General features: G+C 36.5%; 20 protein-coding genes and 1 pseudogene. 15 read left to right on the top strand and 6 right to left on the bottom strand.

All coding sequences use genetic code 11. The features are described 5' to 3' along the window. Nucleotides 1-22: 22 nt before the first annotated feature. From J4P91_RS15065 to J4P91_RS15030, 8 genes and pseudogenes are all read left to right on the top strand, one after another. Entirely contained in the window at nucleotides 23-871 is an 849-nt protein-coding gene (locus J4P91_RS15065; protein ID WP_207994780.1) for a sugar phosphate isomerase/epimerase family protein, read from the top strand. Nucleotides 872-916: 45 nt separating this feature from the next. Continuing rightward, nucleotides 917-2,119 carry a macrolide family glycosyltransferase gene (locus J4P91_RS15060; protein WP_207994779.1) on the top strand — a complete coding sequence of 401 codons (1,203 nt, stop codon included), beginning with the start codon at nucleotides 917-919 and terminating at the stop codon, nucleotides 2,117-2,119. 212 nt (nucleotides 2,120-2,331) lie between these two features. Further along, complete coding sequence (locus J4P91_RS15055) at nucleotides 2,332-2,799, top strand: DUF6323 family protein (protein WP_207994778.1); 468 nt, start codon at nucleotides 2,332-2,334, stop codon at nucleotides 2,797-2,799. 2 nt (nucleotides 2,800-2,801) lie between these two features. Then, entirely contained in the window at nucleotides 2,802-4,238 is a 1,437-nt protein-coding gene (locus tag J4P91_RS15050) for a DUF6179 domain-containing protein (RefSeq protein WP_207994777.1), read from the top strand. A gap of 29 nt (nucleotides 4,239-4,267) precedes the next feature. After that, nucleotides 4,268-5,668: an MATE family efflux transporter gene (locus J4P91_RS15045; protein ID WP_207994776.1), complete on the top strand. Its 1,401-nt coding sequence runs from the start codon at nucleotides 4,268-4,270 to the stop codon at nucleotides 5,666-5,668. A gap of 83 nt (nucleotides 5,669-5,751) precedes the next feature. Beyond that, nucleotides 5,752-6,573, top strand: coding sequence for a methyltransferase domain-containing protein (locus J4P91_RS15040; protein ID WP_207994775.1), 822 nt, complete (start codon nucleotides 5,752-5,754; stop codon nucleotides 6,571-6,573). A 272-nt stretch (nucleotides 6,574-6,845) separates the two neighbouring features. After that, nucleotides 6,846-7,193 carry a YkgJ family cysteine cluster protein gene (locus J4P91_RS15035; RefSeq protein WP_207994774.1) on the top strand — a complete coding sequence of 116 codons (348 nt, stop codon included), beginning with the start codon at nucleotides 6,846-6,848 and terminating at the stop codon, nucleotides 7,191-7,193. A 324-nt stretch (nucleotides 7,194-7,517) separates the two neighbouring features. Next, nucleotides 7,518-7,952 (top strand): annotated as a pseudogene (locus J4P91_RS15030) (IS6 family transposase); the annotation flags it as partial. A 93-nt stretch (nucleotides 7,953-8,045) separates the two neighbouring features. Here J4P91_RS15030 and J4P91_RS15025 read toward each other — a convergent pair. Further along, nucleotides 8,046-8,483 (bottom strand): IS3 family transposase, encoded by a 438-nt coding sequence (locus tag J4P91_RS15025; RefSeq protein WP_207994773.1) that lies wholly within the window; start codon nucleotides 8,481-8,483, stop codon nucleotides 8,046-8,048. Nucleotides 8,484-8,657: 174 nt separating this feature from the next. Then, on the bottom strand, nucleotides 8,658-8,906 hold the full coding sequence (locus tag J4P91_RS15020; RefSeq protein WP_207994772.1) for a hypothetical protein: 249 nt from the start codon (nucleotides 8,904-8,906) through the stop codon (nucleotides 8,658-8,660). A 357-nt stretch (nucleotides 8,907-9,263) separates the two neighbouring features. Here J4P91_RS15020 and J4P91_RS15015 point away from each other — a divergent pair, with 357 nt between their 5' ends. The 3 genes from J4P91_RS15015 (at nucleotide 9,264) to J4P91_RS15005 (ending at nucleotide 12,745) form a co-directional block, all read left to right on the top strand. After that, nucleotides 9,264-10,721, top strand: a complete 1,458-nt coding sequence (locus J4P91_RS15015; protein WP_207994771.1) for a sensor histidine kinase — start codon at nucleotides 9,264-9,266, stop codon at nucleotides 10,719-10,721. A gap of 1 nt (nucleotide 10,722) precedes the next feature. After that, nucleotides 10,723-11,412, top strand: a complete 690-nt coding sequence (locus J4P91_RS15010; protein ID WP_207994770.1) for a response regulator transcription factor — start codon at nucleotides 10,723-10,725, stop codon at nucleotides 11,410-11,412. Nucleotides 11,413-11,659: 247 nt separating this feature from the next. Further along, nucleotides 11,660-12,745, top strand: coding sequence for a hypothetical protein (locus J4P91_RS15005; RefSeq protein WP_207994769.1), 1,086 nt, complete (start codon nucleotides 11,660-11,662; stop codon nucleotides 12,743-12,745). Nucleotides 12,746-12,950: 205 nt separating this feature from the next. On the opposite strand, the gene J4P91_RS15000 is transcribed toward J4P91_RS15005, so the two are convergent. The 4 genes from J4P91_RS15000 to J4P91_RS14985 are packed head-to-tail and all read right to left on the bottom strand — an operon-like array spanning nucleotide 12,951 to nucleotide 16,301. Beyond that, complete coding sequence (locus J4P91_RS15000; protein WP_207994768.1) at nucleotides 12,951-13,790, bottom strand: alpha/beta fold hydrolase; 840 nt, start codon at nucleotides 13,788-13,790, stop codon at nucleotides 12,951-12,953. A 53-nt stretch (nucleotides 13,791-13,843) separates the two neighbouring features. Next, on the bottom strand, nucleotides 13,844-15,010 hold the full coding sequence (locus J4P91_RS14995) for an acetoin utilization protein AcuC (protein ID WP_207994767.1): 1,167 nt from the start codon (nucleotides 15,008-15,010) through the stop codon (nucleotides 13,844-13,846). After that, entirely contained in the window at nucleotides 15,007-15,651 is a 645-nt protein-coding gene (locus J4P91_RS14990; protein ID WP_207994766.1) for an acetoin utilization AcuB family protein, read from the bottom strand. Before J4P91_RS14990 ends, J4P91_RS14995 begins: the two co-directional genes overlap by 4 nt. 17 nt (nucleotides 15,652-15,668) lie before the next feature. Beyond that, nucleotides 15,669-16,301, bottom strand: coding sequence for a GNAT family N-acetyltransferase (locus tag J4P91_RS14985; RefSeq protein WP_017153859.1), 633 nt, complete (start codon nucleotides 16,299-16,301; stop codon nucleotides 15,669-15,671). Nucleotides 16,302-16,478: 177 nt separating this feature from the next. On the opposite strand from J4P91_RS14985, the gene acsA reads away from it, so the two are divergent. The 4 genes from acsA (at nucleotide 16,479) to J4P91_RS14965 (ending at nucleotide 20,240) form a co-directional block, all read left to right on the top strand. Next, nucleotides 16,479-18,197 (top strand): acetate--CoA ligase, encoded by a 1,719-nt coding sequence (gene acsA, locus J4P91_RS14980; RefSeq protein WP_207994765.1) that lies wholly within the window; start codon nucleotides 16,479-16,481, stop codon nucleotides 18,195-18,197. A gap of 200 nt (nucleotides 18,198-18,397) precedes the next feature. Next, complete coding sequence (locus J4P91_RS14975; RefSeq protein ID WP_207994789.1) at nucleotides 18,398-18,955, top strand: maltose acetyltransferase domain-containing protein; 558 nt, start codon at nucleotides 18,398-18,400, stop codon at nucleotides 18,953-18,955. Between the two features lie 288 nt (nucleotides 18,956-19,243). Beyond that, nucleotides 19,244-19,600, top strand: a complete 357-nt coding sequence (locus tag J4P91_RS14970; RefSeq protein WP_207994764.1) for a hypothetical protein — start codon at nucleotides 19,244-19,246, stop codon at nucleotides 19,598-19,600. A gap of 1 nt (nucleotide 19,601) precedes the next feature. After that, nucleotides 19,602-20,240 carry an O-methyltransferase gene (locus tag J4P91_RS14965; RefSeq protein WP_207994763.1) on the top strand — a complete coding sequence of 213 codons (639 nt, stop codon included), beginning with the start codon at nucleotides 19,602-19,604 and terminating at the stop codon, nucleotides 20,238-20,240. Nucleotides 20,241-20,252 lie beyond the last annotated feature (12 nt).

Raw genomic sequence — 20,252 nt, 5'->3', positions numbered from 1 at the left:
AACAAGAAAGGATGAAAGATAGATGAAATTTAGTTTAATGACCTATTCACTGGTTTCTCTGATGAGATCAGGTGAAATGAAACTTGAAGATGTGATTGCGTTTGCTGCAAATGAAGGATTTGATGCAATTGAATTATTGATGTTTGATTTTAGTAGGCCAAGCGATGAAATTAATACATTGTTGGAAAAACATCAGATGAAGATTTCATGTATTGATGCCTTTGTGGATTTAGCGGTTAAGGAGGAAGAGACTTATTTAGACAATATTGTATTATGCCAGCGGATTATTGACAAGGCGGTGGAGCTTTCTGCGCCGATGGTGATGTTAGTGCCAGCCTTTCCAGACCATATTGTCAGTGAAGAAGATAAACATCAAGCGCTTCCGCGTATTATTTCTGCGTTGCAGAGGATTACACCTTATGCGCAATCCAAAGGGATTGTACTAACCATAGAAAATTATCCTGCACTTCAGATGCCTTTTTGTAGTGCTGCTGAAGTGACAAATATTCTGGAACAAGTCCCTGGACTCAAGCTAACACTTGATTACGGCAATATGTTGGTGGCGGGAGATGATCCTCTTGAAGCCTATCAAAAACTTAAGGCATACATTGTGAATGCCCATTTGAAAGATTGGCAGTTGATAACGGATAAATTAGGAACGCGATGCGCGGACGATCGTTACCTGAAACCTACGGTTCATGGCGAAGGGATCATGGATTATTTGTCTTTATTTGACAAAATGGTGTCTGATGGCTATGAGGGGTATCTTTCTTTTGAATATGAAGGGGAGTTAAACGCAAAAGAAGCCACAAGAAAAGGGATGATGCATCTAAGGGAACAATTGAATCAAGTGGTAGTACAACGAGGATAAACAACATTTATAATTTTGAAAATTAAGAAAGGAGTGAAATATAAGATGGCAACAGTGTTATTTTTAAATGGTCCTTCGCATGGCCATGTAAATCCAACATTAGGTTTGGTAAATAAATTGGTTCAGCAAGGGGAACGAGTGATTTACTTTTGTACAGATGATTTTCAGTCGAAAATTTCCAAAACTGGAGCATTTTTTAGAAGTCTAGGGGAGAATGCTAAGCTTCCTAAAGGAAACCCTAATCTGGAAAAGAATCAACAATTATTTGATATTGCCCTAAGAATGATGTTATCAACGGAAAAGGTGGTTCATCATATTTTAGATGAAATTGCAGATGAACAAATTGATTATCTAATCTATGATTCTATGTATCCTATTGGTTATATCATTGGCCAAATTTTAAAGGTACCTACTGTGGCCTCTCATGCAGTGTTTGCCAAGCCAGAGGAAATGATGCCGCAAAATAAGAATACGGTTGGCATGGAGATGATGCATGATCATCCGGCTCTTAGTGAATACAGAATGATGGTAAAACGAATGAATGAAACTTATGGTATAGAAATTCCAAATCTAACGGGAATGACTCAAAATGATGGTGATCTGAATATAGCTTATACATCTGCTTATTTTGTCACTAATCATGCTGATTATGATGAGAGTTTTCGTTTTATTGGTGGACCTGCTAGTATGCTACAAGAAACAATCGATTTTCCTTTTGATCGGCTGAAAGACAAAAAAGTGATCTTTATTTCCCTAGGAACAGCCTTTAATAAGGTAAACTTAGATATTTATAATGTATTTTTTGATGCCTTTCGTGATGAAAAAGATACTGTGGTTGTTATTGCGGCTTATAATATAGATCTTTCATTTTTTGATATACCAGATAATGTGATTATGAGGCAATATGTACCGCAAGAAGAGATACTCAAATATACGAATATTGCTGTTACCCATGGGGGATTAAATACCACTAGTGATCTGGTTTATCATAATATTCCTTTCGTGGTGATGCCTATTGGTGGTGACCAACCTTATATGGCGGATCGATTTGCCAAGCTGGGAGCATCAGTTATCTTGAATAAAGATACACTAACATCAGCCGAGTTAAAAGAGGCGATTACTATCGTACAAAGCCCGAAATATCTTGATAATTTGAGAAAAATTAAACGTACCTTTGAAGAATCAGGTGGTTATGAAAAAGCGGTTGAAGCTATAGATATTTTTAAGAAAGAAAGGGGGATATCCTAATAGATTTATATAGCAATATAAAACCTGTTAGCATCGCTAACAGGTTTTTTTCATAAGCATTAAACCTATTGACATCTTTACATAAATCGGTTAAAATTCGAAATACACAACCGAAAAATAAACCATATATAAATATCATAACACACTTCATCGGTTGAGTCAATTGTTTTTTTATTTTTTTTAAAAACGTTTTATAGGAAGGGAGTGAAGCCATGGATTTATCCCGTATTTTGAATAATATCCAATTATCCCCCCAGTCCAAAACAATGAAGGAATTACTCAGTTTAAATGAAAAAACTAAAGAACGGGGTTTGGTTCTAACACCAAATGATGTGCAAACGTTGGTGGTGTCGAGAAATAAAGTGCTTCGTGATCATGCGAGAGTTGAACTGGGAATTGGAGTGTTAAAGGAATTAATTGAGGTGTTTTCTACTTCACCCTATATGGATCGGGATCAATATGTTGATACACTAAATGAACTTCAGGAGATTTTTTATTATCTTAGAAATGAAACGGAAGATAAGATTGGGGATGTGAAACTTATTCAGCAGATGAATGATTATTTTAACGGACCATGTGCGGGTTCTTTAGAACTATTAAGAAGTAAAATGGAAGAACTTGCAGAGAATTTCAGAAGGGATATGATGCGTCGTGACTCTTTATTTGAAGGTGATGAATAAGCGTGGAAATAGATAACTCACAAGATCGTTTTCGTTCGATTTCTAATATTACGATTGATCGGTCGCAGTTAAAACGAAATCAATATGTACTAACTCTTCTACAGGAAGGTCAACGGGTGGGGGTTATTACCAGTCAGAAGGCTTATCAGATACAAGTAGAGATTATAGAGATTCTACAGCAATTGATACGGCGGTATACTCAAGGAGAAAGCACGTCGGTGACATCGGAGACAGCAGAAGGGATCATGGTATCTTTGATGTACGCTATGGATGCCTATGCCCTTCATTTTAAGAATCCTGAAGAAGCAATTGCTCATTTGAATTTTGAGAGTATAAAGGATATACATGCTAAGGGTGTTAAGTTACTGCGTCACTACTTTGAGGAAGCTAAACAAATATATCAAGAAATAAAAAAGATCAGATTAGATGTACCAGTCGATGCTTATAATATGACGATTGATGAATCATTACCTGTATTTATGAACCATTATAATATTATTTTTGAGGCCCAAAACACCATGGCAAGTATTGACTATCCTTTAGCAACTGATGATATGCGACTTCAGGGTGTTTTTTATATTAAACAGTATTTAGAAAGATTGCTAATGGAGACGAGGTTCTGTCAATTTTTTAATCATGAGGACTTAATGTATATCCTGACAAATTTCGGGAAAATATGCCGCTTTAATTATCGTATTGAACTGTTTAACATATTTGAATTAATGGTAAACAATGCTGTTTTTTCACTCTTGTGTGGTGAGAAAGCCAAGCGGGTTAGGATTTCAGAAATTCAACATAATCAGTTGAACCAAATGTTAATAGCTTGTAATGCAGATCAAAGGGCTAAGTTAATTCATAAAGCGGTTGACCGACTACAAGAGGAGTTTCAAACAGATCAAGCACTTACCTATTATATTGATCTGTACCGCGATGAATTGATTCAAAGGGTAAATAATGCCGCTGAAATTGGTAGCTTTGAAATGCTGATAATTAGAGAAATCGATGAACACAAAAAGCCAATGGTGTTAACATTAAATGAGAATGACCGTATGAATGATATTCAAATGCGGGATTTAGTGAATCGCATCATGGAAAATGACAATACAGAAGAAAAAGTACAACTAATCCGAGGACATTTTGTTTCATTACATGATTATCTAGATTTACTAAACTCAGGATGTCTGTTCGGTGATGAATATACTGCACTTTTTGCTGCTTTTGGGGATATTGAATTAGCTATTTTATCAAAAATTGTATTTTATGAGGAGTTACGAGGGGGAATTCGGGAGTTTCCAGATATTGTTGCTGATGGTATTGAAGCAAATAATGAGTGGGAAACATATTATATTAAATTTATGCAAGAGTTAGACGATGAGCGAATTGAGGGCATCGGACGGCTAATCTATGATATTGATTATGAAGAGATATCGTTTTATTGAGGGAAATCTTTAAAAGCGGAGGGGAAAAAATGGATAAAACAGATGCTTTGCGTGAGGAAAATACACTTAAGTTACTCTTTACTTATTCATTACCAGTGATTATTGGTTTGTTTGTAGGTGCATCCTATAACATCATTGACAGGGTGTTTATTGGTAATGGGGTTGGCGACATTGGTATGGCTGGCGTTGCCATATCTTTCCCTATTATGATGGGTATTATGGCTTTTTCAAATCTCATTGGTACAGGTGCAACTGCATTGACGTCCATACGCCTAGGGGAGAAAAATAATGCTGAGGCCGAGCGGGTAATGGGAAATGCGTTAACCCTCTTGATATCAGTTTCCGTTTTGTTTACAGTTTTATGTTGGTTCTTTTTAGAGCCTTTACTTACTGCGTTTGGTGCCAACCAGGAAATATTGCCTCCTGCTACGGAATATACACGCATTATTCTTTTAGCTAGCATTTTTATGATTGTTGGATCAGGTATGAATAACTTTATTAGAGCTGATGGAAATCCAAAAAAGTCGATGTTAACCTTATTAATTGGCTCTATCCTTAATATAATTTTAGCTCCCATCTTTATTTTTGGCTTTGATTGGGGAATGAAAGGAGCTGCTCTGGCTACAGCGATTGCTCAATTAATATCATTCATTTGGGTAATGTCGCACTTTTTTACAGGCAAAAGCGTATTAAAGATTCGCGCTAAAAATATGCGACTCAGTGGAACTCTGGTCGGGAAAATTTTTGCATTAGGAGTGGGATCTTTTATTACACAGATGGCAACCAGTGTACAGATTATCGTTATAAACAATGTAATGTTAAACCATGGTGGAAGTACGGCAATTGCAGGAATGAATGTGGTTAATGCTGTACAAACCTTTATTATGTTACCTATCTGGGGGATTAGCTTGGGGATTCAACCGATCATTGGCTATAATTTTGGTGCTAAAAATTATGAAAGAGTAAAAAGTATTCTTGTTTCAGCGATTGCATTTTCCACTGTTATTGCTGTTGTTGCTTCTCTTTTCATTTATTTGATTCCAGAAAGCCTTGTAGCTATATTTAATCAAAACGAAGAACTAATTCGTTTCGGCAGTCATGCTATGGTGGTTTTCCTGCTCTTTACTCCGCTACTTGGTTTACAAATTATTGGAGCGGGATATTTTCAAGCATTGGGTAAAGCTAAACAATCCATTTTTCTTAGCTTAGTCCGACAAGTGGTGATCCTAATCCCAGCATTGCTTATTCTACCCCAATTCTTTGGATTTCAAGGGGTATTAATTTCTGGTCCTATTTCAGACTTTTGCTCGGCAGCTATTTCAGTAGTACTTGTTTCTATCAGTTTAAGACAGATGCGAAAAGGAATGAATCAGGAAGCTAACCTTGGACAAACAACTGAAACCACGAGTATTGAAGAATCAAAGATTTAAAATGCTCGACCTGCAGGGTTGCCTTTCTCGTATTTTCTTGAAAGGAGGAATGGCAGGAGTAACCGCTCTTCTGCCGAAAAATTATGAATCTATCTGGATCCTATCAGATTTCATCTATTGCTAATAATATAGAAGGAGAAATTAACAGATTAAAGGCACAAGTGGACTTATTTTGGGACAATGAATGGAAGCACTATCAGGCTCTTGGTTTAGCAAACGCAGATACCATTATAGAATTAGGTTCCGGTCCAGGCTTTCTTCTAGAGAAGCTGTTAACTCATATTCCCCAAGTGAAAGTAACTGGAGTAGAAATTGACCCCTTGTTGGTTAACTATGCCACTGAGTATCTAAAAAAGGAAGACCAAAGCAGATGGCAGGTACATGAGGGGGATATCATGCAAACTGGCATGAAGGATAACACTTATGATTTCGCTATTACTCGCTTGGTGTTGGAACATTTACCTGACCCGATAAAAGCGATGCAGGAGATATATCGTATTGTGAAGCCCGGAGGAAAAGTAATCGTAGTGGATAATGACTTTGAAATGCATATTATGACTTATCCACCTGTTTTAGGCTTAAGAGAGCTATATGACGCTTACTGTAAGGCAAGGTTTGCCGAAGGGGGGAATCCAAAAATTGGTCGGGAATTGCCACATATTTTAAAGGATGGAGGTTTTTCTGATGTGCAGTTTAATATAATTAGCGCACATAGTACCATTTTAGGAGATGAGATGTTTTTTCAATCCGAAGGCGTTGGTATCCCGTATAAGTTGATGCAAGATGGTTTTTTATCTAGTAAAGACCTTGGAAAGATATCTATAGGTTGGCGCAACATGATACAGGATGAGAAACATGCAATTGTCCGTCAGTTGTGTTTGGCTGTTGGCGAAAAATCTATGTAAAAGTTTAATTATAACCTTATTTTTAAGAGTATTAGATAAACAAGAGTACGAAAATAGAGGCCACTCTGGAAATGGTTCTGGAGTAAAAAATTAAAGGATATACAGAAAAAATATTAAATTGCACAGGTCTAATATTCTCCAACGCCCTTGGCAAGTGCAGCAGCGTATTGCAATAAAAGTATTACTTAATGAAGTTTAGCTATTTAACTAGAAAATCCATATCATTAAATGGGTCATAACCACCTTACTTATTTCAGGAGATGATTAAATTAATGGAAAGTTTACCTTGTAAAGGTTGCAGAGGACTATGTTGCGGTCCTGTTCCAATTACAAAAGATGAATTGAAGCAAATAAAAAAGAAGATAAAATCTATGCCTCAAAAAAAACGTATGGAATTAAAAAACCAACAACGTTATTTTGGGACTTGTATTTTTTTCGATGAAATAAACGATCGGTGCGGTATTCATTCAGTACGTCCATCAATTTGTCGCGCGTTTGGTTATTATAATAATCTTCTTTGTTTTCGCAAACCGAAATTAGCTTCTAGAAAAAATTATACGGCTAGCACAAATCCTGTCGGTATCTTAAGTGTTGATTTTACATGGAACGACTTTACTTAAGTCAAAAAGTCAACTCTTTTTTACGGGTTTATAAGTAAGGAAGAGAAGATATAAATGGTTCAGCTGTAAAGTTTATTAAAAAATAGAGTAATTCAGCTAAAGACGCTTTATATTATGGGATTGTTAATAGATTTTGTAGTTCATTATACGAGGAAAGAATAAAACCTGAGCCAGGGGTTCGGTTATATAAAGTATGAAAAATCTGGATGCGTTTCAAGGTTCATGAGGCATACCAAAGATTTTGAAATCCGTCAGATTTGGAAAATCATCGTTTTACATGCCTATGGTTAGAATTATGGTTCTGGTGCAAAAGTTGTAGGCAACCTTTATCGTGCCGTTGATTCGGAAGGGGATGCGATTGATTTTTATTTAAGCAAAACAAGAGACCATAAGGCTGCAAAGCGCTTTTTCAAGAAAGCTTTGCGGTCTTTTCATGTTTCAAGGCCCCATTTTATCACAGCAGACAAGAACCCAGCCTATCCTATAGCCATCGAAGGGTTAAAGAAAGAAAAAAAGATGCCTGTAGGCATCCAACTAAGACAAGTGAAATATCTTAATAACATCGTAGAACAAGATCATCTTTGTATTAAGAAGCGAGTTCGCCCGATGTTGGGGTTGAAATCACTTCGTACAGCGACCTATATACTCTGCGGCATAGAAGTCATGCATATGATTAAAAAGAAACAGATTCACCAAAGGATGACGTCTGCTCAAAATCAAAAAGAATTCATCCATCAACGGTTTGGATTAGCTTCATAAACTAGCAACTTAAAGAAAACAGACTCTCTAGGTTTCTAGCGAATGTTTTTGCATCAGAACCTCAGGATGAATTGCATCTCCTAATCTATTTTTTTATTTATCTAATGTTTGATAGACGATATCCAGCTGTAAAGAAGAGGAAACATGATAAGCTAAAATCTCTCGTGTTGTACTATCCTTTACGCAAGATAAATAAGCTTTCTTCCCTTTTCCATAAAATAAATATGTAATATCCGTTAACATACTTTTTTTCGGCTCTTCTTGGTTGAATTGACGTTGTAATAAGTTCGGACAAGTTTTGTTCTTGCGTCGTTTTTGCGATTTGTTTGTTTTGTAAGGATTCACACGACGAATCTTTGTCACAAGATTATATTTACGCATAATCCGAAAAATACACTTTAGATTCATTGTAGTGCCCTTTGTGTTTTCGAACGTCATTTTGATGAATCGTGCACCACATTTTTTCTTTTTTCGGTTGAAGATTTCTTGAATCAATTCATAATCTTTCTCATCATTTGCTTCTTTTTCCATGTACATGTCTACCTTGCGAAGCCAAGCGTAATAGCCACTTCGACTTACAACAGTTAGTGCAAAAAATAACGCACCATGCGTGGGAATTTGAGGCGACGAATTGTTTGTTCAATGAGTCTATATTTCTCAGATGGTGTTAACGTTTCTTTTTCAGTGCCTGCCTTTCGAGTTCGTCTAACTTTTTAAGAATGCTAGTTCCGCTTCTAGAAAAGCAATACGTGCTTCTGCTTTCTTTAGCTTATCATCGGAAGATAACATTTTTATAGAAGGACGCCCCGCACTTCCTTTTCCACTTTGATTTTCTTTCACAGCTTTTATTTTAAAATCTGCACAGTAGGTAATCGAACGTTCAGATACCCTTACGACATTTTCATTCTTCTCTAGTTGTTTCATTTGTATTTCATTAAAAATAATTTTACTCATTTCCCGTATCTCATTTTTATCATTGTTTCCATTATAACGAGGAATACGTGTGAAAATACACAAGAACCCTGAATCATGGACTTTTTTTAGTGTCCACGGTTCGGGGGACGGTTCAAGGTCATACTTAATGTTCTTTTTAACATTGAATTTCACCACCTTCTCATTGATAAGTATAAGGATTTATGCTTTTGTAAGAATCGTTTTAAAATATAGGTGCTTCACTATATATTGTAAAATATAAGTATTAATTTTTCATAAACTATCGCTAAAATAACTATAAAATCCCTTGAGTATTCGGAAGTATCTTCTTATGCTTATGAATAAAATAGGAAAGTTTATAAAGTGAGGAATTGAGCCATGTCTATTAAAACAAGGTTTCTGTTGTCTTATATTGCAGTTGTTTTTGTTTCGATTACTCTGTTGTTAGTTACGGGTTTTTTAATTGTTTTTTCTATAACGGGGAATTTAGAATCAGTGAAAAATTTTTATAAGAGTTCTTATATTCAAAAGCCACTGACGCCAGAGGAGGAAAATGCTTTTCTTGAATTGAAGGTAGCAGCTAAGCAGAACCAATCGCAACTATTGGATGAAGCAATGATGCCGCTCTTAGAGAAAAAAGGTGTGAAAATAGTTGTAAGAAAAGGAGAGGCAATTTCATATGCATCAAAAGCAATTGAAAGTTCAAATTTGAAAGGAGCTCTCCCTAAATTTGAATCAACGAATATTAATAGCCGCGGTACGGCGGAACTAAATGATACATTTTATCGCTATGTAAAGTTTGATTTTTATTTTCCTCATCTTGAGGAAGGAAGTATATTCGTATTAAATAAGCAAAGCTCATATGTAGATTTAACACAAAAGTTATTTCCTATTTTATTTATATCGTTATTGCTTTTAGCTATTTTTATCATTGGATTATTAAGTTACTTTGTTTCAAGAAGTGTGATAAAACCTATTCTGATCTTGAAAGATGCGACTGGGAGAATTAAAGACGGAGATTTGCAATTTCAAATTCCAGTTACGTCTCATGATGAAATTGGGCAGTTAAATCAAGCTTTTGAAGAGATGAGGCAGAAATTAAAAGAATCAATTGAAGTGCAGGCGCAATATGAAGAAAATCGAAAAGAACTCATTTCGAATATCTCTCATGATTTAAAAACACCAATTACATCTATTATTGGTTATGTAGAAGGGATAAAAGATGGAGTTGCAAATACACCGGAGAAAATGGATAGATATTTAACAACAATTTATACAAAGGCAAGACATATGGATACACTCATTGATGAGCTATTTTTATTTTCGAAATTAGATTTGAATCGGGTGCCGTTTCGATTTGAAACGATAGAATTGTATACATTTATGGAAGATTTAATAGAAGAAATACAGATGGATTTAAGTAAAGATGGAATATATTTATCCTTACAATCATTTCGTGAATCGTCATTATATGTAACCGCTGATCGAGAAAAAGTAAAGCGGGTTATATCGAATTTAATTCATAATAGTGTGAAGTACATGGATAAGCCACAGAAAGAAATTACAGTTACATTACTAGAGGAAGCGGATATGGCAATCGTGAGAGTGACAGATAATGGATCCGGTATAGAAGCTGATACACTTCCCTATATCTTTGAACGGTTTTATCGTGCGGAACAGTCTCGCAACTCTAGTACAGGTGGAAGTGGCCTCGGCTTAGCGATTGCAAAGCAAATCGTTGAAGAACATGGCGGGGGCATTTGGGCGGAAAGTGAACTAGGAGAAAGTACAAGTATTTTCTTTTCATTGAAAAAAGTACAGGAATGTGGTGAGTAAATTGAAGCGAGTGTTATTAATTGAAGATGAAGTAAGTATTGCGGAATTACAGCGAGATTATTTAGAGATTCATGATTTTCAAGTTGATGTACAACATTCAGGTGAAACAGGACTGCACTGTGCTTTACAGGAACAATATGATCTAATTATTTTAGATATCATGCTTCCAAAAATAAATGGATTTGAAATTTGTAAACAAATACGTGCTGTGAAAGATATTCCTATTTTGCTTGTATCAGCTAAAAAAGAAGATATTGATAAAATTCGTGGGCTTGGGCTAGGGGCTGATGATTATATTACAAAGCCTTTCAGTCCAAGTGAATTAGTTGCAAGAGTAAAAGCACATATCGCGCGTTACGAGCGGTTATCTGGAAATATGATCAAGCAGCGAGATACGTTATATATTCATGGAATTTCTATCGATCAACGGGCTAGAAAAGTATTCATAAACAACGAAGAAGTTGCGTTTACAACAAAAGAATTTGATCTACTTACATTTTTTGTGTTGAACCCGAATCAAGTGTTAAGTAAGGAACAGTTATTTGAACGGATTTGGGGGTTAGATTCAGCGGGAGATTTAGCTACAGTTGTTGTTCATGTCCGAAAGTTACGTGAGAAAATTGAAAGAGATCCTGCCCATCCGCAATATATTGAAACGGTATGGGGAGCTGGATATCGCTTTAACGTATAGTGAACCTGTCAAAGTACTGACAGGTTTTTTTATGTTTAAGGGTAGTCAAATTAACAAAATTAAAAAATATATTACCATTATTTTATCTTTTTTTAAGAATTTATTTATTGGCAATTTATACTTGCCATCTACTATAGGGATCACAGAAAGAAAGTGAACAGATAAGGGGATATGAGAAAACTGTTATCTGTTGAGTATTAGATGATTGAATCTGAAAGAAAAATAATCATTTGGAGGTTTGATGAGGATGAAAAAAATGAAATTTTTAGTGCCAGCTATGATTGGATTTACAGTAATGGTAACAGGTTGTGCACAAGGAGAAACAAAAGCAGAAGCAAAACAGGAGACAAAACAAGGAGAGAAAAAAGAAAAGAAGCAGCAAGAAGCACAGATTACAAAATTACAGCCATTAAACGCAATGACATTGCAACTAACATTTTCTAAACCTTTATCAGAAGAAGAGGTGAAGTTAGAAAATTTAGAGACGATTAAGAAAAATTTTGTATTTGATAATGGCCTAGAAATTGTGAATGTACCACGATTGAAAACGGGAGCTACAAGTACATATATTGTACCTGTTACAGTTCAAAAACCAGGAGCAAAATATAAATTAAGTTATAAAGGTGGAAAAAAAGAAAAATTTGAGGCAAGTACGGAAAAAATTAATGTTCGTCAAGCAAAACAAGTGACTAATGATACGTTTGAAATTGAATCATTTTTAGAAGATGGTGTGACAGATTATGCAAATATTATTGAAGCGTATAAAGCAGGGCGAGGAGATCAGGCGTTTCAATTAGATGAAGAAAATAAAGATAAAGAAGGGAAACAATATCAAATTATTTCTTCCTTACGTGATCGGAAATTAACAATTACATCTAGCTCAGGAGAACAAATTGTAGCTGGGTATGTTCCATTTACACAAGCGGCAGATGGCAGACAAGCACCGAAGTTTCGACTACCTGTCGGTCAAACATTACAACCAGGTATGACGTATACAATCACATCTGATTGGTCAACAGTTAAAAATCCAACGTTTACTGCAGAAACGATTGCACCACTTGTGATTCAAAGTGCAGAAGCGATAGATAATAAGTCGATCCAAATCGCGTTAGAGAACGATCCGAATATGGAGCTGTTTGCTGGACGAAAAGTAGAATTACAAAGTGAAGATGGAAATAAACTAGAAGCACAATATCGTTTTTCTTCTCGAAAAGGAGCAGTAGGAATCTTTGATTTACAAAATGGTGCAACATTACAACCAGGTAAGAAATATACGGTTGTACCGATGAATGGCTGGGCAACTGCAAATCAGGTTACGTTTGTAGCAAAATAAAGAAGGATTTTACACTTACACAAGCAGCAGGTGATTTAGTACCTGCTGCTTTCGTGCTGTAATGATTTATCCCGCATTAACGGGCAGTAATACTCCCACCTCAAAATTCGGCGGAAGCAAAGCAGTTAGGTGGGAGATAAACTGCCCGTAAAAGCCCGATTGGTTCAACTAATAATCAGTGGGGGATGAAGAGAACCCCCACTGATTAAAGTTTCAATTTATAAAAAGTTTTCATGATAGATGTAAAACGACTGCTTTCTTCTAAAAAAGGATAATGGTTGCTGTACTCAAATGGAATAAATATAGAACCTGATATACTTTCGTGTATCTCTATTGAATATTGCAATGGGCACTGAACATCGTGCTTCCCGCAAATGATTAATGTTTTTGCTGTAATAGATGAAAGCTGATCTCTTAAGTCAAATTGTGAGTATTCTTTAGCGAAAGCGTTCATCCGACTTACAGCCATTGTTTTATAAATCGGTTTCGAGAAGTATGTTTTATAGTGTTCTGGTTTATATAAAGATAATTTTGTCCGTTCAGCTGATAATGTACCTCGCTCTTCTGGTGTAAGATGAGGGAGTTTCAATTCTTCGATGATGTCTTGCATATATTGAAATCTTGGATGGTCAGGATGGTAAATACAATCTGGTGTTTTCGTGTAGTTACTAGCAGCAGCACTGACAACAACTAAGGATTGCAAGGAATCTGGGTAGGTAATAGCGTATAGAAGTCCAATCATACCGCCTGTAGAATGTCCGGCGAAATGCCATGATGTAAGTTGCAATGCTTCTTTTATCGCCTCTAAATCTTCAATTGTTTCAAGCAAGCTTAATTCAGTTTCTTTTGTGGCTTTTATAGAATTGCCAGCATCTCTTAAATTGATTAAAAATACACGATGAGTGGGAGTAAAACTCTCAGCAAAATAATCACCAGTTTCGTTAAAGACGGAGTAGTGATGAGTAACGCAGAGTGGCTCACCATTCCCTTTTATAAATAGTTCAAAAGTACCACGTTTTGTATGGATGAGCTGCCCTTTCCACATAAAAGATCACCTTTCATAAAAAAGAATAGGAGAAAACCTCCTATTCTTATAAATTAATATAAAGCTTTTTTTGTATTATTCCGAATAATTTCAAGGGATTTTGCCACTGTTAATGCATTTTTTTCTTCAATTTCTGGTTTTCGAGGGATGGGATTATACATGTTGTTAGGGTCTTCCCATGTGAGGGGAAGGTCAATAGGTGCTTGTCCTTTCCAAGCTTCAATCCATTCTGGAGGGAGATAACCTGAGATGTTTTGGATGTTGTTCATTTCGAGCCAAATGAGTGCCCATGCTCTTGGAACGACGCGCCATATGTCGTAGCCGCCACCACCAACAGCAATCCAGCGCCCGTCGCAGTATTCATTGGCGATTTCATGAGCAAGCTTTGGAATTTCACGATAAATTTGCATCGTTGCACAAAGGTGAGTAAGAGGATCATAATAATGTGCGTCGGCTCCATTTTGCGTTAAAACGATGTCCGGTTTAAAGTAAGCTGCGACTTCTTTCACCACGGTACGATAAGATTGTAAAAAAGATTCGTCTTCTGTAAAGGCATCGAGTGGAACGTTGAAAGAATAACTGTATCCAACACCTTGCCCTCGCTCGTTTACAGCGCCGGTTCCCGGAAATAAATAGCGCCCAGTTTCATGTAATGAGATGGTGCAGACGTTAGGATCATCATAAAAGGACCATTGTACACCATCGCCGTGATGGGCATCCGTATCAATGTATAAAACACGCAATCCATATTTTTTTTGCATATATTTTATAGCGATAGAGCTATCGTTATAGATACAAAATCCAGATGCTTTGCCCCGGAATCCGTGGTGTAACCCACCACCTAAATTTAATGCATGCTTTACTTGACCTGAAAGAACAGCATCTACAGCTGTTAATGTACCGCCAACAAGTAATGCGCTCGCTTCATGCATATTTGGAAACATCGGTGTATCTTCTGTTCCAAGACCGTATGACATGGCGATTGATTGTTCTAATTTCCCTTCTCCAGCACGTTTTACCGCATTTATGTATTCCTCTGTATGAATGAAAGCAATCTCCTCATCTGTTGCCATCCGTGGAGGAATGACTTGAGAAGGATGAATGAATCCACTTTTTAGTAATAAATCATAAGTAAGTGTAACGCGAAGCTGATTAAAAGGATGCTCAGGGCTAAAGGAATAGCCCCGAAAATCATCTGAATAAATGAAGGCGCTCTTCATGCCTGCATCCCCATTATATTTGGCCATAAAACATGATAGCCCTTTTGTTCTAGTGCTTCAATCACCCTGAGAGGATTCATCGTTTGAATGCGGAAAACGAGTACTTTATCATTCTCATCTTTTGCTGGATAGACGAGAACGCTCACAATATTAATTTGTAGTTCGCTAAAAATAGCAACTACTTTTCCGAGAATACCAGGTTCATTTTTTACTTGAATCTCAATTTGTGAACTTGGCTGATGAGCACCTGTCAGTTTGACGAGTGTATGCAGTACTATGGATTCTGATATGATTCCAACAAGCTTTCCTCCCTTTGTAACAGGAAGACAGCCAATTTTATTTTCAAAAAATAACGTCGCAATTTCCTCAACAAAATCGAGAGGATGACATGTCATCACGGGCTGTTTCATAATGACTTGAATAGGTTGTTTTAATATATCGAGTGAAACTTCTTCATCAAGAATGGATGGACTTGCATCTCGGACGTCGCGGTCGGAAATAATACCGACTACGTTGTTATCTTGATTAATAATAGGAATATGCCGAATGCTCTTTGTACGTATTGTTCGTATTGCTGTTTCTATCGTATCGTCTGGGTGCAGTGTGATTACATCATGATTCATAATTTCTTCTACAATCATTGAATATGCCTCCCTTCTTAATACATAAAACGATTTTGAAAGCGTAAACGGTCAAATGCTTGGATGGAATTTGGATCAACGCGGTTGCCGATGCGAACCATTAAACAGTTAGCGGGATGAGAACAAATTTCTGGATCATCTGTTGCCATCCATTCTAGGCCTCCTGCGTTCATCATCTTTTCCATCACTTTACGGTATTCCCAAACATTCAAACCAGTTTGTTTTAAATCCCAGTGCCAGTAATATTCAGTCGTTAATATAATATAATCTTCCATATGATCATCCATCATAGAAACTTCTAATAGATTTTTTCCAACAGAGCATCCACGGAATGCTGGAATGACTTCAATTGCTCCGAGTTCAATTAAATTCTCCATGTTTCCTTCTGACCATCGTTCTAGCGGATCAGGATATAGGTATGTAACATATCCGACAATTGTTTGGTCTTGTCTCGCAATAATGAGACGAGCTTCTGGTAATTTAGAAATTTCGACAATTGCTTTATATTGCTGATCAGCAGGACGGAATGCAACTAAGTCTGGATGAAATTCATACATTTCGAGATTATGTGTAGACACAGGGCCTTCAATAATTAAAGTTCCTCGCGCCGTTTTTAAGTTTCTTGCATTATATATTTTTCTATGAATCAATGTTTTACTCACCACCTTGAGGGTTTGTGAATCTACAATCTATCGTACTTTATAATATATGCGATGTGAATCGAATTTTGTCAGTAAAAATTTGTCTAAAAATCAACAAAAATACTGAAAATTTTAAATAATGTTATTATAATAGATAATAGAATACATAGGAGGGGGATGTAAAGTATGAAAGTGGAAACGCTTCCTGTCATTAAAGGAGAAAATAATTTACCCGATTATGAAGAAGCATATGCAGGTTTCAACTGGGAAGAGGTTAATAAAAACTTTTCTTGGTATGAAACAGGCCGAGTAAATATGGCATATGAGGCAATTGATAAGCATGCGAAATCTGATCGAAAAAATAAAGTGGCCCTTTATTATCAAGATGGAGCACGCAAAGAAAAATATACATTTAAAGAAATGAAGGAGTTCTCTAATAAAGCAGGAAATGTTCTGAAAAACTATGGTGATGTAGAAAAAGGAGATCGCGTTTTTATTTTCATGCCGCGTTCACCAGAATTATATTTCGCACTTCTTGGTGCAGTAAAATTAGGAGCAATTGTTGGTCCGTTATTTGAAGCATTTATGGAAGGAGCAGTACGCGATCGCTTAGAAGATAGCGAAGCAAAGGTGTTAATTACAACACCTGAATTGTTAGAACGTGTACCGCTTAATGATTTACCAGCATTAAAAACAGTCTTTCTTGTTGGCGATAATGTAGAAGAAGGCGGAAAACTTATTGCGTTTAATCCATTATTTGAGCAAGCCTCTAATAAACTGCAAATTGAATGGTTAGACCGCGAAGATGGATTAATTCTTCATTATACGTCCGGCTCTACAGGGAAACCAAAAGGAGTTCTTCATGCACAAAATGCAATGGTGCAGCATTATCAAACGGCAAAATGGGTGCTTGATTTAAAAGAGGATGATGTATATTGGTGCACAGCTGACCCAGGCTGGGTGACAGGAACTGCTTACGGTATTTTTGCACCGTGGTTAGTAGGTGGATCAAATGTCGTTTTAGGAGGACGTTTTAGTCCAGAGGCATGGTACGAAGCGCTGCAAGATTACGGTGTAACAGTTTGGTATAGTGCACCAACAGCATTCCGTATGTTAATGGGAGCGGGCGAAGGAGCGATTAAGAAATACGATTTATCAGCACTCCGTCACGTACTAAGTGTTGGTGAACCATTAAACCCAGAAGTAATTCGCTGGGGAATGAATGCATTCGGTCTTCGCATTCATGATACATGGTGGATGACAGAAACAGGCGGACAAGTTATTTGTAACTATCCTTGTATGGAAATTCGCCCGGGATCAATGGGGAAACCAATTCCAGGTGTGAAGGCAGCGATTGTTGATAATGAAGGAAATGAAGTACCGCCATATACAATGGGGAACTTAGCGATTGCAAAAGGTTGGCCATCTATGATGCGCGCGGTTTGGAACAATCCGCAAAAATATGAGTCTTACTTTATGCCAGGAGATTGGTATGTATCAGGTGACTCTGCTTATATGGATGAAGATGGATATTTCTGGTTCCAAGGGCGTATTGATGATGTCATTATGACTTCTGGTGAGCGCGTTGGTCCATTTGAAGTAGAAAGTAAATTAATTGAACACGCTGCTGTAGCAGAAGCTGGTGTAATTGGTATTCCAGATCCAGTACGCGGTGAAATTATTAAAGCATTTATCGCACTTCGAGCTGGATATGAAGCATCTGATGAATTAAAAGAAGATATTCGTCAATTTGTGAAAAAGGGCCTTGCAGCTCATGCAGCGCCAAGACAAATTGAATTCCGAGATAAATTACCGAAAACAAGAAGCGGTAAAATTATGCGACGCGTGTTAAAAGCGTGGGAGTTAAACTTGCCAACAGGCGATTTATCAACGATGGAAGATTAAAAAAGAAAGGTCTGAACGTATACTTCGTTCAGACTTTTCTTTTTGTGCTAGGTATTGAATTGAAATGATAGAAGGGAAGATAGGGAGAATTTATAAATATTCTTTAGCAAATTAATACGGTTTCCTATAGCTTAAAACATCTTTTGATGAGACAATGGTAATGTATAACTCGTATATACGAGTTGGGAAGGAAGGATATGATGAAAACAGAAAAAGAAAAAATGATACAAGGAGAAATGTACATACCTGCTGATCCAGTATTAGTACAGGAAAGGGAGCAGGCCCGTATATTAACAAGAAAATTAAATGAAACACCGGAAACAAAATATGAAGAGCGCAGTTTAATCGTAAAAGAGCTATTCGGAACGACAGGAGATAATATTCATGTTGAATCTTCCTTTAAGTGTGATTACGGTTATAACATTCATGTTGGCGAAAACTTTTACGCGAACTTTGATTGTGTCATTTTAGATGTATGCCCAGTTACAATCGGTGAGAACTGTATGTTAGCTCCTGGTGTGCACATTTATACAGCAACCCATCCACTTGACTGGGTCGAGCGCATAAGCGGTGCCGAGTTTGGTAAGCCAGTAACAATTGGGAATAACGTTTGGATTGGCGGGCGAGCTATTATTAATCCTGGTGTAACAATTGGTGATAATGCCGTAATTGCTTCAGGTGCAGTTGTAACGAAGGATGTGCCTGGTAACGTTGTAGTTGGCGGGAATCCTGCGAAATTTATAAAAAGAATAAAATAGCTTTTGAATCATTTATATCTGCCTGTTGTGTTTTTATATAAAAACATAACGGACAGATATTTTTTTGCATGTTTGGAAAATTTGTTAATTGAAATAAACAATGAGAATAGGGAGAGCCACTTTGATCAATCTATTTTAGCGGAGTTTAGAATTTGATTGTGTTTTAAATTATTTTAAGTACCAAAAATAATTGATTTGAATTCAAATTTTGACATTTTGTATACAAATGTATACAATTGATACAAATAATGATATGTATACATTTGTATACGAAGGAGTGATTTTATAATGAGAAAAGAAACATTTCAGGACTTTAAGAGAGAAGGGCATCACCGTGGTGACCGTCACAAAAGAAAGGATAGTTCACAACACCGTGGACCAAAAACTTTCCGCCGAGGAAGAGCCATTGCTTTTTTAGAGATGATGAATCTGAAACGTTCAACGATTAAACAACAGTTAGATGCGCCAGAGTTTCAATCGATTCACCAAATTTTAGTCGGTGAATTAAAAGCTATCGATATGGTAATTAACGAATTCACTCAATTATTTGAAATACATGAAAGTGAAACAGTAGAAGTACATAGTGAGAAAAATGAAGTAACAGAAGCTTCTGCAATTGATCGTAATGAGAAAGGGGGCGCATAAAATGAATCAAATGAACAGTTACATTGATTCAGTGTTCCAAAAACAAGATGCTCTTTTGGAAGAAGTTATTTTGTCCATAAAAGAAAATGAAATGCCTCCTATATCAGTATCTCCCTCTTCTGGAAAACTGCTAACGATGCTTGTATCCATTTCAGGAGCTAAAAATGTTCTAGAAATAGGAGCTCTTGGAGGCTATAGCGGAATTTGTCTTGCTAGAGGATTTGGTGGGGAAGGGAAGTTAACTTCTCTTGAATTAGAGGAGAAATATGCAAAGTTAGCGTACAGTAATTTATTGAAAGCTGGCTTTGGTGATCAAGTATCATATATGACCGGATCTGCTTTACAAAGCCTTGAAAAACTAGTTGGCGATAATAAGCGATTTGATTTTTTCTTTATTGATGCAGACAAAGAAAACTATGAAAATTACTTGAACTATTGCATTAAGCTGGCGCAACCAGATGCTGTAATCGTTACTGATAATGTACTTGCAGGCGGTAGTGTAGCAGATTCAGGCGCTAAACCGAAACGTTATACGGAATTAATGAAGAAATTTAATGAAACTGTGGCCAAGCATCCTCAGTTAGAATCTCTGCTTATTCCAATTGGCGATGGGATGACTGTTTCAAAAGTGAAAAAATAAATTAATTTTTGA

The organism is Bacillus sp. XF8 (genome assembly GCF_017498755.1).
Taxonomy (GTDB): Bacteria; Bacillota; Bacilli; order Bacillales; family Bacillaceae_G; genus Bacillus_A; species Bacillus_A bingmayongensis.
The sequence above is the reverse complement of the archived record's forward strand: the minus strand, read 5'-3'. Positions and strand labels throughout refer to the sequence as shown.

Excerpts from the sequence above, each read along its gene's own strand:
- acsA (WP_207994765.1), top strand. The coding sequence starts at position 16,479 with ATGAAAGTGGAAACGCTTCCTGTCATTAAAGGAGAAAATAATTTACCC.
- J4P91_RS15005 (WP_207994769.1), top strand. The coding sequence starts at position 11,660 with ATGAAAAAAATGAAATTTTTAGTGCCAGCTATGATTGGATTTACAGTA.
- J4P91_RS14995 (WP_207994767.1), bottom strand. The coding sequence starts at position 15,010 with ATGAAGAGCGCCTTCATTTATTCAGATGATTTTCGGGGCTATTCCTTT.
- J4P91_RS15055 (WP_207994778.1), top strand. The coding sequence starts at position 2,332 with ATGGATTTATCCCGTATTTTGAATAATATCCAATTATCCCCCCAGTCC.
- J4P91_RS14990 (WP_207994766.1), bottom strand. The coding sequence starts at position 15,651 with ATGATTGTAGAAGAAATTATGAATCATGATGTAATCACACTGCACCCA.
- J4P91_RS15040 (WP_207994775.1), top strand. The coding sequence starts at position 5,752 with ATGAATCTATCTGGATCCTATCAGATTTCATCTATTGCTAATAATATA.
- J4P91_RS15015 (WP_207994771.1), top strand. The coding sequence starts at position 9,264 with ATGTCTATTAAAACAAGGTTTCTGTTGTCTTATATTGCAGTTGTTTTT.
- J4P91_RS14970 (WP_207994764.1), top strand. The coding sequence starts at position 19,244 with ATGAGAAAAGAAACATTTCAGGACTTTAAGAGAGAAGGGCATCACCGT.
- J4P91_RS15020 (WP_207994772.1), bottom strand. The coding sequence starts at position 8,906 with ATGAGTAAAATTATTTTTAATGAAATACAAATGAAACAACTAGAGAAG.
- J4P91_RS15065 (WP_207994780.1), top strand. The coding sequence starts at position 23 with ATGAAATTTAGTTTAATGACCTATTCACTGGTTTCTCTGATGAGATCA.
- J4P91_RS15025 (WP_207994773.1), bottom strand. The coding sequence starts at position 8,483 with ATGGAAAAAGAAGCAAATGATGAGAAAGATTATGAATTGATTCAAGAA.
- J4P91_RS14965 (WP_207994763.1), top strand. The coding sequence starts at position 19,602 with ATGAATCAAATGAACAGTTACATTGATTCAGTGTTCCAAAAACAAGAT.
- J4P91_RS15035 (WP_207994774.1), top strand. The coding sequence starts at position 6,846 with ATGGAAAGTTTACCTTGTAAAGGTTGCAGAGGACTATGTTGCGGTCCT.
- J4P91_RS15045 (WP_207994776.1), top strand. The coding sequence starts at position 4,268 with ATGGATAAAACAGATGCTTTGCGTGAGGAAAATACACTTAAGTTACTC.
- J4P91_RS14975 (WP_207994789.1), top strand. The coding sequence starts at position 18,398 with ATGAAAACAGAAAAAGAAAAAATGATACAAGGAGAAATGTACATACCT.
- J4P91_RS15060 (WP_207994779.1), top strand. The coding sequence starts at position 917 with ATGGCAACAGTGTTATTTTTAAATGGTCCTTCGCATGGCCATGTAAAT.
- J4P91_RS15000 (WP_207994768.1), bottom strand. The coding sequence starts at position 13,790 with ATGTGGAAAGGGCAGCTCATCCATACAAAACGTGGTACTTTTGAACTA.